Annotated in this window: 17 protein-coding genes and 1 tRNA gene; 15 read left to right on the forward strand and 3 right to left on the reverse strand. The window is 40.8% G+C overall.

All coding sequences use genetic code 11. The features are described from left to right. Positions 1–30: 30 nt before the first annotated feature. From CHA01nite_RS04715 to CHA01nite_RS04750, 8 genes are all read left to right on the forward strand, one after another. The gene (locus CHA01nite_RS04715) at positions 31–321 is read left to right on the forward strand and encodes a hypothetical protein (protein ID WP_146940059.1); all 291 of its coding nucleotides are present in this window, start codon (positions 31–33) and stop codon (positions 319–321) included. An 11-nt stretch (positions 322–332) separates the two neighbouring features. Continuing rightward, on the forward strand, positions 333–1,172 hold the full coding sequence (locus CHA01nite_RS04720) for a metallophosphoesterase (protein ID WP_146940060.1): 840 nt from the start codon (positions 333–335) through the stop codon (positions 1,170–1,172). Positions 1,173–1,563: 391 nt separating this feature from the next. Continuing rightward, entirely contained in the window at positions 1,564–2,049 is a 486-nt protein-coding gene (locus CHA01nite_RS04725; protein WP_146940061.1) for a Coq4 family protein, read from the forward strand. A gap of 1 nt (position 2,050) precedes the next feature. Then, positions 2,051–2,350, forward strand: coding sequence for a hypothetical protein (locus tag CHA01nite_RS04730; RefSeq protein ID WP_146940062.1), 300 nt, complete (start codon positions 2,051–2,053; stop codon positions 2,348–2,350). A gap of 15 nt (positions 2,351–2,365) precedes the next feature. Then, the gene (locus CHA01nite_RS04735; protein WP_146940063.1) at positions 2,366–3,745 is read left to right on the forward strand and encodes a DUF4153 domain-containing protein; all 1,380 of its coding nucleotides are present in this window, start codon (positions 2,366–2,368) and stop codon (positions 3,743–3,745) included. A 92-nt stretch (positions 3,746–3,837) separates the two neighbouring features. Beyond that, the gene (locus CHA01nite_RS04740; protein WP_146940064.1) at positions 3,838–4,377 is read left to right on the forward strand and encodes a hypothetical protein; all 540 of its coding nucleotides are present in this window, start codon (positions 3,838–3,840) and stop codon (positions 4,375–4,377) included. 48 nt (positions 4,378–4,425) lie between these two features. Next, positions 4,426–4,938 carry a hypothetical protein gene (locus CHA01nite_RS04745; RefSeq protein ID WP_146940065.1) on the forward strand — a complete coding sequence of 171 codons (513 nt, stop codon included), beginning with the start codon at positions 4,426–4,428 and terminating at the stop codon, positions 4,936–4,938. 191 nt (positions 4,939–5,129) lie between these two features. Beyond that, on the forward strand, positions 5,130–6,788 hold the full coding sequence (locus tag CHA01nite_RS04750; protein ID WP_146940066.1) for a T9SS type A sorting domain-containing protein: 1,659 nt from the start codon (positions 5,130–5,132) through the stop codon (positions 6,786–6,788). Between the two features lie 134 nt (positions 6,789–6,922). On the opposite strand, the gene CHA01nite_RS04755 is transcribed toward CHA01nite_RS04750, so the two are convergent. Genes CHA01nite_RS04755 through CHA01nite_RS04765 form a run of 3 tightly spaced genes read right to left on the reverse strand, consistent with a single transcriptional unit; the run spans position 6,923 to position 8,540 of the window. Then, positions 6,923–7,606 carry an FKBP-type peptidyl-prolyl cis-trans isomerase N-terminal domain-containing protein gene (locus CHA01nite_RS04755; RefSeq protein ID WP_146940067.1) on the reverse strand — a complete coding sequence of 228 codons (684 nt, stop codon included), beginning with the start codon at positions 7,604–7,606 and terminating at the stop codon, positions 6,923–6,925. Positions 7,607–7,633: 27 nt separating this feature from the next. After that, positions 7,634–8,083, reverse strand: coding sequence for a D-aminoacyl-tRNA deacylase (gene dtd / locus CHA01nite_RS04760; RefSeq protein ID WP_146940068.1), 450 nt, complete (start codon positions 8,081–8,083; stop codon positions 7,634–7,636). A gap of 4 nt (positions 8,084–8,087) precedes the next feature. Further along, positions 8,088–8,540, reverse strand: a complete 453-nt coding sequence (locus tag CHA01nite_RS04765; protein ID WP_146940069.1) for a hypothetical protein — start codon at positions 8,538–8,540, stop codon at positions 8,088–8,090. Between the two features lie 109 nt (positions 8,541–8,649). Between CHA01nite_RS04765 and greA the strand changes: the two genes are divergently transcribed. From greA to CHA01nite_RS04800, 7 genes are all read left to right on the forward strand, one after another. Continuing rightward, positions 8,650–9,120: a transcription elongation factor GreA gene (gene greA / locus CHA01nite_RS04770; RefSeq protein ID WP_146940070.1), complete on the forward strand. Its 471-nt coding sequence runs from the start codon at positions 8,650–8,652 to the stop codon at positions 9,118–9,120. A 27-nt stretch (positions 9,121–9,147) separates the two neighbouring features. Continuing rightward, positions 9,148–9,537 (forward strand): HIT family protein, encoded by a 390-nt coding sequence (locus CHA01nite_RS04775; protein WP_146940071.1) that lies wholly within the window; start codon positions 9,148–9,150, stop codon positions 9,535–9,537. Between the two features lie 70 nt (positions 9,538–9,607). Continuing rightward, the gene (gene clpX, locus CHA01nite_RS04780; RefSeq protein ID WP_146940072.1) at positions 9,608–10,795 is read left to right on the forward strand and encodes an ATP-dependent Clp protease ATP-binding subunit ClpX; all 1,188 of its coding nucleotides are present in this window, start codon (positions 9,608–9,610) and stop codon (positions 10,793–10,795) included. 77 nt (positions 10,796–10,872) lie between these two features. Continuing rightward, positions 10,873–12,834 (forward strand): T9SS type A sorting domain-containing protein, encoded by a 1,962-nt coding sequence (locus tag CHA01nite_RS04785; RefSeq protein WP_146940073.1) that lies wholly within the window; start codon positions 10,873–10,875, stop codon positions 12,832–12,834. Positions 12,835–12,839: 5 nt separating this feature from the next. Continuing rightward, the gene (locus tag CHA01nite_RS04790; RefSeq protein ID WP_146940074.1) at positions 12,840–13,067 is read left to right on the forward strand and encodes an Fjoh_0651 family PID-CTERM protein; all 228 of its coding nucleotides are present in this window, start codon (positions 12,840–12,842) and stop codon (positions 13,065–13,067) included. Positions 13,068–13,128: 61 nt separating this feature from the next. Continuing rightward, on the forward strand, positions 13,129–14,415 hold the full coding sequence (locus tag CHA01nite_RS04795; protein ID WP_146940075.1) for a TlpA family protein disulfide reductase: 1,287 nt from the start codon (positions 13,129–13,131) through the stop codon (positions 14,413–14,415). A 44-nt stretch (positions 14,416–14,459) separates the two neighbouring features. Beyond that, positions 14,460–14,533: transfer RNA gene (locus CHA01nite_RS04800), tRNA-Met, on the forward strand. Positions 14,534–14,602 lie beyond the last annotated feature (69 nt).

Below are 14,602 nucleotides of genomic sequence, written 5' to 3' on the forward strand. Positions count from 1 at the left end.
AAGTACTTTTAAATATTTAATTAAAGAATTATGATTTTAGACAAACAAAAAACAAAGATTATTTTCGCTGTACCGGCCCTGTTGCTCCTTACGGCGTTTTTCGGAAACCTCTTTGCAGAAGGGTGGAACTGGTCGCCGCTTGATTTTCTGGTGGCTGCGGTATTGCTTTTCGTAATGGCTTTTCTCGTCAATCTGGTGATCAGGTCAGGGAAAACAAATGCTTCGAAATTTATAATCTGCTTTGCGATTCTCCTGGTATTGGCCCTCGTATGGATCGAGCTGGCCGTCGGAATTTTCGGAAGTCCTTTTGCGGGAAGCTAAACGGAAGTGTAATGAACCGTAAAACATTTTTAAAAAGACTGTTGCAGATTTCAGCCGTTGGTGCATTTCCAATGCTGTATTCCTGGCAGGTCGAACCTTTCTGGCTGGAGTTTGTGGAAAGAAAACTGTCTGTTAAAAACCTGCCCCGGGAGCTGGAAGGGAAAATCCTGATGCAGATTTCGGACCTGCACGTCGGAACGCGTTTCGACTGGAAGTTCCTGATGGATTCCTTTGAAAAAGCCAAAAAATACAAGCCTGATTTCGTAGTATATACCGGCGATTTTGTAAATCACGGAAACCTGGCAGAACGTGAGGATCTCAGAAAGGTTTTGGAACATGCGGTACCGGAAAACCTGGCGACCTTCGGAATTCTGGGAAATCATGATTACGGGACCGGTTGGAAAGGACCTGGTGTGGCTGGTAAAATCTGTGAAATTGCAGAAGATTCGGGAATTACCATGCTGAGAAATGCACAGCAGGAAAGCTACGGATTAAATTTTATCGGTTTCGACGACCTCTGGTCAAAGAATTTTACACCTGAAGAAGTGATGCGAGATTATGATCCTTTAAAAGCCAATATCGTGCTCTGCCATAATCCCGACACCTGCGATGAACCGGTATGGAACAATTACCGGGGATGGACCCTCAGTGGCCATACCCACGGGGGACAATGCCGCATTCCCGGTGTCATCACGCCGCTTCTGCCGGTGAAGAACCGGAAATATACGTCGGGAGCCATTGACCTTGAAGATGGCAGGATGCTCTACATCAACCGTGCTTTGGGGCATTCTTTCCAGGTCCGGTTTATGGTGCGTCCGGAAATTACGGTGTTTACTTTAATACGGGGATAAATGACTGAACCTCATATTTTAAAAACTGGAAAATCAGTGTTCTGGTTTTCTTTCTCTGCCGGAACCATTCTGTTTTTTAGCTTATACTCGGGATTTATGACTGAATTTGTAGTGTTTGGCGGATGGGTTTTATGCCTATTTGCCCTGCTGAATACATTCGTGTTTTTTGCTCTGATGATTTACGGGTTTATCTATCAATCAAAATTTATAGCATGCCTGAAGTCAGCAGCTGTCTTGCTGATCAATATTCCGATTGCCCTTGTTTATGGATGCCTTATTGACCTTAAATGATGACTGAGACAGTGGGTATCATCAGAAGTTTTCTTTTAGCGGATTTTCATTCCGGCAAATTTTAACCTATTAATTATAACTTAATTTTAACCTATCAACTATGAAAAAATTACGCGTCCGTTTTCTGCTTTTCGTGTACGGTAAGACCCAGAAGCTTTACCGGAAATATTTTAAGAAAAAGAAAAGACAATGGCAGTTTACCGAGAAGCAGCTGCTGGAATTTCGGGAAGATTCTCTGGGGCGGAAGCTCGGGGATTTTTACAGGAAACATGGGTTCAGCATGATCCCGAAAATGGAAGACCATGATGTCCATCACCTGATTACGGGTTTCAGTACGCAGTTTGAGGATGAAATTGCGATGCAGTTCCTGCTGTTGGGAAACGGAAAACTGAATGCCCATCTTCTGGCGGCCATTGTTCTGGGAAGCCTGATCTTACCGGAATACTTCAGGATTTATATAAAAGCTTATCAAAAAGGCAAAAGCATGCGGCCCTTTCACCACTGGGATTTTGAAGTCCTGCTCTGGCAGAATTTCGAACATCTGAAAGACTTTATCCAACAGAAAAATACCACAGTATTGCATTGATATGGGAAATATAAAATTCAGCACGGAAGGAAAAACGGCGTTTTATCTCTCCTTTTCTTTGGGAACGCTGATTCTCATCAGCTTTTTGCTGACTAAAAGTGAAGTCTTGCTGACCGTCGGATTCTATTATGTTCTGGCAGCAGCCGTGATCAATCTCATCGTATTCTTTTATGAACTCATTTCGTTCTTTACAAATGTCAAGGATAACAAGCCGCACGGAAATTCTGCTGTCCTGGTTGTAATGAACATTCCGATCAGCATCATTTATTTCCTCGCAGTCATTAATTCCTGTAATCTTTAATTTAAATATAACCTTATGAAAACACATCATTATATATTTCTTACCACCGTTCTCTTTGTTATCCTGTTCTACGGTCAGAGTGCCGGTCTCAATCTGGGGATGATCGGTTGGGTGTATGCCATCCTGACTTTGATCAGAACCCCGAAAAGAAGAAGAACTAAAACTTTTGTCCTGCTTTTTGCAGCAAGTATTCTTTCAAGTGCTGCTTTTGCCTGGTATGGAGATTCTCCTTCATTCCTGGCGGTGACCTGCTCGCTCCTGATGCTGGGCTACCGGTCACGGAACCGGAGAATGAAGGTCCTGTTGCTGCTTCCTGTTTTCGTTACCAATTTCTTTACTTCATTTGTCAGGGTTTTCAATTTCGATGACTGGCTTCCCAAAAGAAATGTTCCCGGACTATGGCAGAAGACGCTGGCTTTTATACTGATCCCGATGATCCTGATCTCTGTATTCTTCGGAATTTATTCAGCGGGCAGTGACCATTTTGCCAATCTGTTTACGGACCTGGAACTGGATATTAATTTCTGGCAGCTGATGACCATGATCGTGCTGGGTTTTTTCATTGCTTTCAATTACTGGAACTTTTCGGTAGAACGGTTTATCTACAAAAGCAACCGTACACTGGATAATGATTTTAAAAAGTCAAACGTTCAGAAGCCGACCTATTCTTTTCTTGATCTTGATGCCGAAAGAATGAGTGGGGTTATTTCTTTATCTGCCTTAAATATTTTATTGGTATTCTTCATCTTTACTTACAATTACGAACAGTTCTATGAATCGGTAAAGACTCCGGTAAGGCTTTCTGAAGAAACCCATGAGCAGGTCAATGCCGTCATCATGTCTATCGTCATGTCCATTCTGGTGATGATGTTCTACTTTAAATCCGGATTTAATTTTGATCCCAAAGCCCGCTTTATGAAAATACTGGCGAAGATCTGGATTATTCTGAATGCCTTGCTCATTCTCTCTGCCATGGTAAAAAACTCGGAGTATATCATCAATCACGGATTCACCTACAAAAGGCTTGGCGTCTATGCTTTCCTGATTCTTTCACTGACCGGCCTGGTCCTGACGTTCATTAAAATACAGTTCAGGAAAAGAAATGCCTTTCTCTTCAATACAATGGCATGGTTTGTTTACGGTACGGTTCTGGTCTGCAGCTATATCAATTGGGGCGGCATCATCACCGCAGAAAACATGAAACGAAAAGATTTCGCCCTGGATTACCACCGGACGCACATCAGTTTCAGTGAAAAGCAATTGCTGAATTATGCCGAAGGGAAGAACGATCTCCGTTTAAAATCTGAAATTTTGAATTCGGAGCAGGTAAAATTACAGCAAAACGAAACACTTCTTTCCAGCGTATTGTTTTACCGGACTTTACCCTCAAAATAACCATTCAAAACAAATCTGAATGTACGGTTGGAACAATTTTCGCTGCACCCTATACTCAAAAAGCCTAAAGGTTTAATTAAAAAAGACATATTATGAAAAAGTCCTTATTGCTCATTCCGCTGATGATCATCTCCTGTAAAAAAGAACCGAAAGTTATGGAAATGCAGGACAGGGATTCAGTGATTGTTTCGGAAGAGGCATCTCCTGTAGAAAAAACAGATTCGGCCACAGTAAAAATGAAGGATTCCATAATCAATAACGCCCCCAAAACAAAAGAGGTTCTGAGTAAAGGGGTAATGAGGGATGTGAAAGACGGGCAGATTATCCGGACTGCCGATGCGGCACAGCTTCCTTTTAAACTGGGGGAAGAATTTACCAAAGACGGTCAGGAGTTTATTTTAAAAATAACCAATTTCAGTAAACAGACACTCAAAGCGAAAATTTCCACCGACGTCAAGGATTTCAATATCCGCTTTAACCAGATCAAACTGCCGAACGGCGATTATGACGGACCTTTCGGAAGGGAAATTACCTATGACGTAAAAGGAAAAGGGGAAGTATGGCTGATCGTCGGCAAAAGCAATATGGCATCCGGCAGTACGAAAGGAAGTTTTACCGTAAGTGTGGAGTAATTTTCAATTTGGTATAATTTCTGCAAACAAAATCTAAAATTTATCATTATGAAAAATATATTTTTGACAGCGGCAGTGGCTTCGGTAGCTTTAGTAAGTTGCGGTACCGTGCAGTCATTGGTTCAGAATACATTTCCTTATACGGCGAATGTACTGATTTCCACCGGTGTCCCTGCAGATAAGGAAGTATCTTCCACTGCGACCGCTTCCAATATCCAGACCTGGTTCGGAGGAAATAATGATGCAAGAATTAAAGATGTAAGGATTTCAGATGCTAAAGTATCCGTAGTTTCACCTTCCGGTGGATCGCTTAACGCTCTTAAAACCATTAAAGTGTATATTTCGTCAAACGGAACCGGAGAAAGGCTGGTGGCTTCAAGATCCAACATTTCCACCGATGCTTCAAGCATCACCCTGGACCTTGAAAATACAGGATATCTGGATAGTGTGGTAAAAAGCACCGGCGTTACCGTAAGAACGGTTTATGAATTGAAAAATCAGACAAGTTCAGATATGAACCTTAGGGTGGCACTGAATTTCAACAGTGTGCCTGCTAATTAATTTTTTATAAAAGTTTATTTTAAAAGCGTCTTTCAAATATTGAAAGGCGCTTTTTTTCGAGTGGCCAGAATCTCCGGTAGCTTTTATCTTAGAAATCAGGTGGTTTGTAGAATTTAATCTACAGGTTTTATACTTAGGACAGCGGATATTTAAATTAATTTTGCAGAAAATTATTTAAAATTCACAACCCTATGAAAAAGAAATTTTATTTACTTACGCTGTTCGCCCTATGCGCTCAGGCAGCCTTCGCCCAGAATATCACCATTCCGGACCCTAATTTCAAAGCCAAAATCCTTTCTTCCGGTCCTGCCAATACCATTGCCAAAAATTTGTCCGGCAGTTATTTTGCCGTTGATGCCAATGGAGACGGGGAAATTCAGCAGGCCGAAGCGGCTCAGGTGAAAAGCCTCGACGTAAACACTTCTTCGATTTCGTCTCTTGACGGAATCACTGATTTTACCAATCTGGAGTCTTTTGATTGCAGCCATAACAGTATCGACAAGCTTTTTATGAATATGGCTTCCATCAAGTGGATCAACGCATCCGATAATACCTTGAATAACGGTGGCGTCGGAGTAGGCGCAAACATCGAGTACTTGGATCTTCATAATGTTACCTTCAGCCAGATGCCCCTGAACCTCAGTAATAAAAACATGCTGTCTTATCTTAACCTGCAGAACAGCAATATCTATGAACTGGATTGCAGCAACAGTAAGCTTACTACGCTTCTTCTAAACGGATGCAGCAACCTGCATATCCTGGACTGCAGCAACAACCTTCTTACCTCACTGGACCTCAGCGGACTGAATATTACCGGGGAAGCTTATTTCCTTGGGTCAGGGCCCAATACGTTGACTTATCACAAAGGAGGGGTCGACTGCAGTCATAACAACCTCACCAGTCTGAATATTGCCAATCTCACCACCAACTTTCTGAACTGCAGTTACAATAACCTTACTTCTCTGAATGCGGGTACTCTGACGTTGGTTAAGATGCCTAATGTCCCCGTATTTGCAATTCCGGAACCAAGCCTGTATTTCGACTGCAGCCACAACCAGCTGACTTCTCTGAACATAAACGGTTCTTTTGTTATCCAGTCTTTCGACTGTAGCTATAACAACCTGAATACGCTGACAATCCCCAATATCGTAACCCAAATTTTCAGCTGTAACAATAACAACTTGACTTCCCTTACCATCAGCGATTCATCAGAAATCAATATCCTGAACGCAAGCTATAACGCTATGACTTCCTTTATAAGTCCTGCTTTGCTTCAAGTAAGTAATCCTAATGCAATCCTGAATCCTTTTAATACCGACCACTTGCTGGATTGCAGCCATAACCAGCTCACTTTTCTAAACCTCAATAACACCCAGGTTCCTTCTGTAAATGCTTCCGACAACAATATTCATACGCTATTCATTAAGAACGGAGTATATAACGACTTTATAGATCTTCAGAACAATTCGGATATCCAGTATGTATGTGCAGATAATGATCCAGCAAATCCATCCGATCCTAACTATACGGAAGTGAACTATTTCCAGGATATGTTGCCGTCGGCTATGGTCGGTTCAAACTGCAGCAGTTTTCTTTCTGTAAAAGAAAAAGCAGTAGCGGAAAAAGTAACGGTTTATCCAAATCCTGCGAAAGATCAGGTGCAGATCGATGCTGATTCGGCGATTATATCGGTCGTAGTTTACGACATGCAGGGGAAATTAGTGAAAAAGTATTCAGGAACAGGTTCTGCATCAGAGAAAATCATGCTGGATGATGTGCCGGCAGGAAATTATGTGCTTATGATCATCACAAAGAAAGACCGCTTTACCCGGAAAATAATCAAAAGATAATCATTGCAGTAAAATTGGAAAGGCTTCTTAAGATATCCTTTTTTAAGTTGGTCAAATCATAAACAGAAACAGGCTGTCCTTTCAGGATAGCCTGTTTTATGATCAGAGGTCTTTATTTTATTCTGCTTTAGGTTTTATTTAAAATCCACAAGCTCGATGTCAAAAATTAAGGTGGCTCCCGGAGGAATTACATTTCCGGCACCATTGTCACCGTAAGCCAGATTGGCAGGGATATAGAACCTGTATTTCGCTCCTTTGCTCATCAGCTGCATGCCTTCCGTCCATCCCGGGATAACTCCGGAAAGATTCAGCTCAATAGATTTTCCGCCGTTCTTATCCGTAGAATCGAAAACGGTTCCGTCCATCAGTTTTCCGGTATACAGAACGTTTGCCGTGCTGGAAGCGGTAGGTTTTGTTTTGCCGTCTCCTGCTTTCAGAACTTCATACTGCAGGCCGCTCGCTGTTGTCTTGATGTTTTTGTTCAGCTTGTTCTTAGCCAGGAAATCATCACCTTTCTTTTTGTTTTCTTCCGCTTTTACTTTGGCTTCTGCCTGCTTTTTCTCGTTCTGCTTTTGCATAAAGCCCTGTAGGAACGTTCCCATTTCTTCTTTTGGGAAAAGCGTCGGTTTATCAGCTAAAGCATCTTTGATTCCCTGTGCCAGAAGCTCACTGTCTGCCGGGAAGCCCTGTCTTTTCATGTTCTGGGCAATATCAAGACCGATGTAATAGGAGGCTTTCTGCTCATCGGTATACGATTTCTGGGCGAAGGCAAGGTTTGCTCCTGTAAGAAGAACAAGGGTAATTAAGGTTTTTTTCATTGTTGAATATAAATATTTTTTGCGAATTTAAGCTTTTGTAACGGAATCCATCACAATGGTTACCGGACCGTCGTTAATTAATGAAACCTTCATATCGGCACCGAAGATCCCGCTTCCGGTTTTCAGTCCGGATTTTGAAATTTCCTCTTTAAAATAATCAAATAAAGGAACCGCCACATCAGGTCTGGCCGCTTTGATGAAAGAAGGGCGGTTGCCCTTTCTATAATCGGCAATCAGGGTAAACTGGCTGATGCAGAGAATTTCCCCCTGTATATCCTGAACGGAAAGATTCAGTTTGTCCTCTTTATCGCCAAAAATTCTTAAATTCAGAATTTTCTGTACCAGCCAGTCGGCATCACTTTTTCCGTCATTTTCATCAACCCCGATCAAAAGCATCAGTCCTTTTCCGATTTCACCGACGGTTTGTCCGTTCACTTTTACGCTGGCTTCAGAGACTCTCTGTACAACGACTTTCATTTTTTTAATAGTAAATGTTTAATAATTTGTTTCCCGGGTCGTAATTGTAAAGGTAAGTTTTCGGCGGAACGTTGGCCACGGCGGTGGGTTGTCCGGTCAGCAGGATCCATTGGGCATTATCTTTCGGGCAGAGGATTCTGATATTATCCTGAACTTCAAGTGTGGTATTGTTATCAGGGCATATATGCGGTGCATTCCGGTCGTATATTTTGAAGGTGGTATCCGATGCCCGGACCACGATCAGTCCTCTCGTTCCGGACTGCTGTTCGTTGATATAAACCCATCCGCCGACCTGATTCAGATTATAGTAAGCGGGAAGGTTCAGATTTAAGCTTACATTGATCGGGTTGGTCGGGAAACAACTGACGGTATCTTCACGGGTTCCACATGAATTTAAATATAAATTACTGAAAATCAATAATGTGATGACGGTTAATATTGAAAAACTTTTTTTCATTTGAATTTAAATTTTTATATATTTGTAAAAATTAAACGATTACAACTCGAAAACATTGTCCGGCAAATGTCGGATTATTTTTTTATACTAAAACTAAATTTTGAAAATTATGGCAAGCTATGTTACAAAGGAGGGGCTGGAGAAAATGAAAGCTGAGCTGGAGCAGTTGGAAACTGTAGAAAGACCGAAAATTACCCAGCAGATTGCTGAGGCAAGAGATAAAGGGGATTTGTCTGAAAATGCAGAATATGATGCGGCCAAAGAGGCGCAGGGAATGCTCGAAATGAGAATTTCCAAGCTGAAGGATGTTATTTCGGGCTCAAAAATCATAGACGAAAGTCAATTGGATACTTCGAAAGTTTCCATCCTTACCACCGTGAAGCTTAAAAATAATGCTACCAATCAGGAGCAGGTATTTACCTTGGTGCCGGATAACGAAAGCGACCTTAAGGCCGGAAAGATATCCGTAAATACCCCGATTGCCAAAGGCTTACTGGGAAAAGCGGTAGGAGAAACGGCCGACATTACCTTGCCGAACGGCAACAAGCTGTCGTTTGAAGTATTGGATATTACCCTTTAACGTATTCTCATTGATATATCTTAGACCATGAGCACAATATTCACAAAAATCATCAACGGCGAGATCCCTTCCTATAAAATTGCCGAAGATGAGAATTTCATCGCTTTCCTGGATGCCATGCCTCTGGTAAAAGGGCATACCCTGGTGGTTCCTAAAAAAGAAGTGGATCTGATCTTTGATCTGGAAAGTGAAGAATACAAAAACCTCTGGGGCTTCACCCAGGAGGTCGCGAAAAAAATTAGAAAAGCGATACCCTGTGTAAGGGTAGGAGTGGCCGTTGTCGGATTGGAAGTTCCCCATGCCCATATCCATCTGATTCCATTGAACCGGGTGGAGGATATGAACTTTAAAAATGAACGGTTAAAACTTACGGGTGAAGAATACACCGAGATTCGGAACTCCATTATCAATTCTTAGAACATACCAGAAACTCGTGAAACTGATTTTACGGGTTTCTTTTATCTATCCCTTATTATAGTTATATAAAATGAATTCAAACCAATGTTCTTTCTGCGGAAGAAAGAGAAATGAAGTGCAGATGCTGATTTCCGGACAGAACGGCTTTATCTGCGAAAACTGTATCGAACAGGCACACACCATCGTCAAAGACAGCGGATCCAAATCGGGATATGCGCCGGCAGAAAATATAAATGAACTGAAAAAGCCGAAAGAAATCAAGGAATTTCTTGACCAGTATGTCATCGGGCAGGATCAGGCAAAAAAACAATTATCGATTGCGGTTTATAACCACTACAAAAGACTCCTGCATGCACAGGAAGAAAACCGGGAAGTGGAGCTGGAAAAATCCAATATCATTATGATCGGTGAAACGGGAACCGGAAAAACCCTGCTGGCAAAAACAATCGCCCGGGAGCTGAATGTTCCTTTCTGCATCGTAGATGCAACTATCTTAACCGAAGCGGGATACGTAGGGGAAGATGTGGAAAGTATTCTTTCCAGACTTCTTATGGTCGCAGATTATGATGTTGAGAAAGCGGAAAAAGGAATCGTATTTATTGACGAGATTGATAAAATTGCCAGAAAATCGGACAACCCGAGCATCACAAGGGATGTTTCAGGAGAAGGCGTACAGCAGGGGCTATTGAAACTTTTGGAAGGAAGCATCGTGAATGTTCCGCCGCAGGGGGGCAGAAAACATCCAGATCAGAAATACATCCAGGTAAATACCCAGAATATCCTCTTTATTGCCGGTGGCGCCTTCGACGGAATTAAAGAAATTATCGAAAGAAGAATGAACAAGCAGGCCATTGGTTTCAGCTCTGAAAAGATCAATAAAACCGGTGAAGATGAATATATATTAACAAATATTAATGCTATTGACCTGCGTTCTTTCGGATTGATTCCCGAACTTTTGGGACGATTCCCGATCATCACTTACCTGGACAAACTCACCAAAGAAACCATGGTAAGAATTATGCAGGAACCTAAAAATTCCATTGTGAACCAATTTGTTGAGCTTTTTAAAATGGATGGAGCAGAATTGGTTTTTACTGATGGCGCTGTGGAAAAAATTGTGGAAGAAACAATGGAAAAAGGCCTTGGTGCAAGGGGTCTGAGGGGAACTACCGAAAAAGTACTTGAAGATTATATGTTTTCCATAGGGGAGGAAAAAGAAATAATATTAACGGAAGATAATATTTTTGTTAATCGATAAAATATTTTTGTTTTTTACTAAAAAAGGTATACCTTTGCAATTGAGATATTGTATTAACACACAAATATTTATATACAATGAGAAAAAGTTTATTTGCTATTGGCTTATTAGCAGCCATTTGTTCTGTTCAGGCGCAGAATGTTCTGATACATGTAGACGACAATGCTACTACGTACGTAAGTAAAGGCACACTGGTTTACAGTGGAGGCGGATTACAGATGAGAGGTACCGGTAAGATCGAAAATCACGGGAATTTCATGGTTCAGGGTACTTCTACAGATTCTTTTAAAACCATTACTACCGGAAATACTGATAAAACCGAAGCCACTGGCGGAGGAAATTTCGTTAACAGTCTTAATGAACCTACCGCCTATTCTACCTATAATACCAACAATTCTGCTGCAACGCCGGCTTACACCTATGGCCAGCTTTTCATCACTGGAATTCCTCAGGCTAATCTCACGGGAATCGTTGATCAGGAGTTCAGAGCGGTTAACCACGGTACTTATCAGCAGATCGGTCTTCCTTTCTATGATAAAACAGCATCTACATTGAGTACTGAGTTAGGAAAAACTTTTACCAACAACCGGCATTCTCAAAATGAGATCTTATGGAACAACAATACGAATGTAGTACCTCAGAACTTCGGTACGGGCTATAAGATCGGAATCGGACTTGACGGATTTGCTTATTATATGCTTGGAGGTCTAGGACTTAATGTAAGTACGGTAACACGAACTTTGAAAGGACGTCCGCTTACCGATATCGGTACCACTACAACTTTGCAGGGTGCCGGGGCTAATGTAAATTTCGGAACAAACGGAAATGCGCTTAACCAGTACAATGAAAAGTACTATTCTTATGTTCAGGATGAATTCGAAACCACACCGTGGTCTGCAACGTATGGTAAAAATGTTTATCAGTTCGGAAATCCGTTCTTAACCAATCTTGATTTATCACAAATTGCAAAGAACGAGGCTAACGGCGATGGTAATTATTTAACTACGATCCAAGGGGTAAGACTTGAAATTGCACCGAATGCAGTACAGACAACTTCTTCAGGTACGGTAACCTCAGGTGGTGCAGCTTATAAATATATTGCTTTTGATGCATCAGGTAATCCTATGGCTGGTGATTATGATTATCAGATAGTACGGCCTTTGGGTACTTTCGTTATTAAATTAAGAGATAATACGGCAGCAGACCAGCTGAATTTCGGGACGCTCAGAAGATTTAATTATTATACAAGAAATTCATCCACTGCTTATAGTGTGACGGCTAATAAAAATACGACTGCTACTTATAAACAACTGGGTGTTATTGGTCTTGACGTAAACGGTAATGAAGTAGCAAGAACCTATTATGTGGTATATCCGGACGGAACCACCGGTCATTCTCTAACAGAAGCAAGAGCTCAAGTAACAATAGATGTTTCTGATGTTTTAGGTACTTATGAAGAAGCACCGGCAGGAGGGATTGATCCTAACTATATGTCGCAATACCGTTTATACATCAATGAAGCTAACGAAAATACCTTCAAAGGGAAAAACATCAGGCTGAAGAATTTTGATCTTAACACGATTAAATCTTATAAGTTTGAAGTTAGAGAAAACGGAACGCCTATTAATGATGGTGTTCATACCCTTTCTTCAGGTATCGGTTTCTATTACAAGTCGCAGAACGGAACGGTTCAGCCGGCACTTCAGGGAGCGGTTGTTCCTGTAAACGGTGCTGATTATGACCTATATTATGGTGAGCCGAGCAATGTAGTATTAGCAACAAATGAAACGAAGTCTCCTTCAAGAACAGTTGTTGTATACAATCCGGGAATCGAGAACTACGTCGTTAGATTCGATCCTAACTGGAAAAAAGCAGATATTGAGGTTTATGATATGAGCGGTAAATTGGTTATTACTAAGAAAGCAGTTAACACATCAACCGATTTTGTAATCGAACTTGACAGTAAACTTAAAAATTCTTATGTAGTAAAAGTTGTTTCCGATAAAGGAGAAACTGTTAATACCAAAATCTTAAAATAATAAATATGAAAGTTATAAATAAACTAGTTTCAGCTTTTTTTCTGATCTTCGGATTTCTTATGATCCATGCACAGAAGATGCCGCCCGCACCAAATTCAGGTGAAACCAGCAGAGGTGTTGTTGGACCAGGAGCTCAGGCTTCTCCAATTGATATGTATGTGTTTGCACTTGGAATTATTGCAGTAATGTTTATTGTATTTTTTACTAAAAAATATACCGGCAAAAAAGCATAAAATTTTATTAAAATAATATTAAACTCTCCGATTAGTCGGAGAGTTTTTTTATTTTTACCCTATGAAAAAGACATTTACGATTTCAGCGTTGTTGGCTGTATTTTCATTACAGGCACAATTTACCGTTACCATCCAGGCTCCTGCCGATTTCAAAGATCAAGACGCGATTTTATATACTTTAAATGGTTCTAAAGATATCATATTTACCAAAGAGCAGGGTAAAAATAATGTCTGGACGTTCAAGTACCCGAAAAACTATATGGGAATGATGAAAGTCTATTTTCCCGGCTCAAATAATACCTTTAATTTTATTTCGGAAAACAAAAACGTAAATGTTAGGCTTGAAACCCAGGGAAATAAAGTAAAAGACATCATTTATCTGGATGAAGCCAATGAGATCATGAGTAAATTTCAGGAAGGTTCCCAGAAAAAGGAGCTTATTCTTCCTGCCTTATCTCAAATCAAAGAATATTACAAGGACAATACGGATTTTGGCAAAGCGTTAAAGGCGGAAATCAACAGGCTTTCCGGAGGATCTGAGGGAATGGATCAGAGCCAGCATCCTTTCATTTATTATTACAACACAAACTACAACAGGTTCCTATCTAATAATCCGGCAAAAAAACCTACTCAGGACGAGATCATCAACTTTATTGATAAGTCAAATGATATGCTTGAAACTTCTTCTCTGTTAAGGCCTGTGCTGGTTTCTTATCTTAATACCGGAGGAAATACCAATGTAGGAACTTCCGTAGATAAGTTGCTGGATCGCTTAAAGGTCGAGACACCTCGTGGTCAGACAGTCCTTTCTGAATTGATTGATATTTTTGATGTTTACGACATGCAGGAATTTAAAGACAAATATTTAAGCCTTGCTAAAAATCTGAAATGCACCATCACAGACCGGTTGGCATCGACCTTAAAATCCAACGCCAATGTTGAAATAGGAGCAGCCTTTCCCAATTATAAATTCCAGACGCCTGTAAATACAACTGCAAAATCACTTTATGATGTAAAAGCCGATAAAAAAATTATTATCTTCTGGTCATCTACCTGCTCGCACTGTGAAGAGGAACTGCCTAAGTTGCTGGCAAAGTATAACGATTTAAAATCTAAGAATATCCAGGTGGTCGGTTTTTCAATGGATGTTGATAAAGATTCATATACCAAAAAAATCGCAGCATTCCCATGGGTCAATGATTCGGAACTGAAGGGATGGAACAGCAGCTATGTGGATACGTATAATGTGCATGCAACACCAACCTATTTTATTTTAGATGCTAACAATAAGATAATCAACAGACCAGAACATGTTGCTGATGTTTTGCAGTATTTTAGTTTAAAATAAATTTGGAGGGAGTAAATATTTTTGTATATTTGCACCACCAAAACGGCGAGGTAGCTCAGTTGGTTAGAGCGCAGGATTCATAACCCTGAGGTCACGGGTTCAATTCCCGTCTTCGCTACAAAAGCAGCGGCTGTAAGAGAAATCTTACAGCCGTTCTTGTTTTTTACAGCAGGATCATAAATGATGA

Source organism: Chryseobacterium hagamense, assembly GCF_007991455.1.
Taxonomy (GTDB): domain Bacteria; phylum Bacteroidota; class Bacteroidia; order Flavobacteriales; family Weeksellaceae; genus Chryseobacterium; species Chryseobacterium hagamense.

What these genes read in the sequence shown, in the direction of transcription:
- CHA01nite_RS04740 (WP_146940064.1), top strand. Translation starts at nt 3,838, where the DNA reads ATGAAAAAGTCCTTATTGCTCATTCCGCTGATGATCATCTCCTGTAAA.
- CHA01nite_RS04775 (WP_146940071.1), top strand. Translation starts at nt 9,148, where the DNA reads ATGAGCACAATATTCACAAAAATCATCAACGGCGAGATCCCTTCCTAT.
- CHA01nite_RS04765 (WP_146940069.1), bottom strand. Translation starts at nt 8,540, where the DNA reads ATGAAAAAAAGTTTTTCAATATTAACCGTCATCACATTATTGATTTTC.
- CHA01nite_RS04785 (WP_146940073.1), top strand. Translation starts at nt 10,873, where the DNA reads ATGAGAAAAAGTTTATTTGCTATTGGCTTATTAGCAGCCATTTGTTCT.
- CHA01nite_RS04795 (WP_146940075.1), top strand. Translation starts at nt 13,129, where the DNA reads ATGAAAAAGACATTTACGATTTCAGCGTTGTTGGCTGTATTTTCATTA.
- CHA01nite_RS04720 (WP_146940060.1), top strand. Translation starts at nt 333, where the DNA reads ATGAACCGTAAAACATTTTTAAAAAGACTGTTGCAGATTTCAGCCGTT.
- CHA01nite_RS04750 (WP_146940066.1), top strand. Translation starts at nt 5,130, where the DNA reads ATGAAAAAGAAATTTTATTTACTTACGCTGTTCGCCCTATGCGCTCAG.
- dtd (WP_146940068.1), bottom strand. Translation starts at nt 8,083, where the DNA reads ATGAAAGTCGTTGTACAGAGAGTCTCTGAAGCCAGCGTAAAAGTGAAC.
- CHA01nite_RS04745 (WP_146940065.1), top strand. Translation starts at nt 4,426, where the DNA reads ATGAAAAATATATTTTTGACAGCGGCAGTGGCTTCGGTAGCTTTAGTA.
- CHA01nite_RS04725 (WP_146940061.1), top strand. Translation starts at nt 1,564, where the DNA reads ATGAAAAAATTACGCGTCCGTTTTCTGCTTTTCGTGTACGGTAAGACC.
- CHA01nite_RS04735 (WP_146940063.1), top strand. Translation starts at nt 2,366, where the DNA reads ATGAAAACACATCATTATATATTTCTTACCACCGTTCTCTTTGTTATC.
- clpX (WP_146940072.1), top strand. Translation starts at nt 9,608, where the DNA reads ATGAATTCAAACCAATGTTCTTTCTGCGGAAGAAAGAGAAATGAAGTG.
- CHA01nite_RS04730 (WP_146940062.1), top strand. Translation starts at nt 2,051, where the DNA reads ATGGGAAATATAAAATTCAGCACGGAAGGAAAAACGGCGTTTTATCTC.
- CHA01nite_RS04715 (WP_146940059.1), top strand. Translation starts at nt 31, where the DNA reads ATGATTTTAGACAAACAAAAAACAAAGATTATTTTCGCTGTACCGGCC.
- greA (WP_146940070.1), top strand. Translation starts at nt 8,650, where the DNA reads ATGGCAAGCTATGTTACAAAGGAGGGGCTGGAGAAAATGAAAGCTGAG.
- CHA01nite_RS04755 (WP_146940067.1), bottom strand. Translation starts at nt 7,606, where the DNA reads ATGAAAAAAACCTTAATTACCCTTGTTCTTCTTACAGGAGCAAACCTT.
- CHA01nite_RS04790 (WP_146940074.1), top strand. Translation starts at nt 12,840, where the DNA reads ATGAAAGTTATAAATAAACTAGTTTCAGCTTTTTTTCTGATCTTCGGA.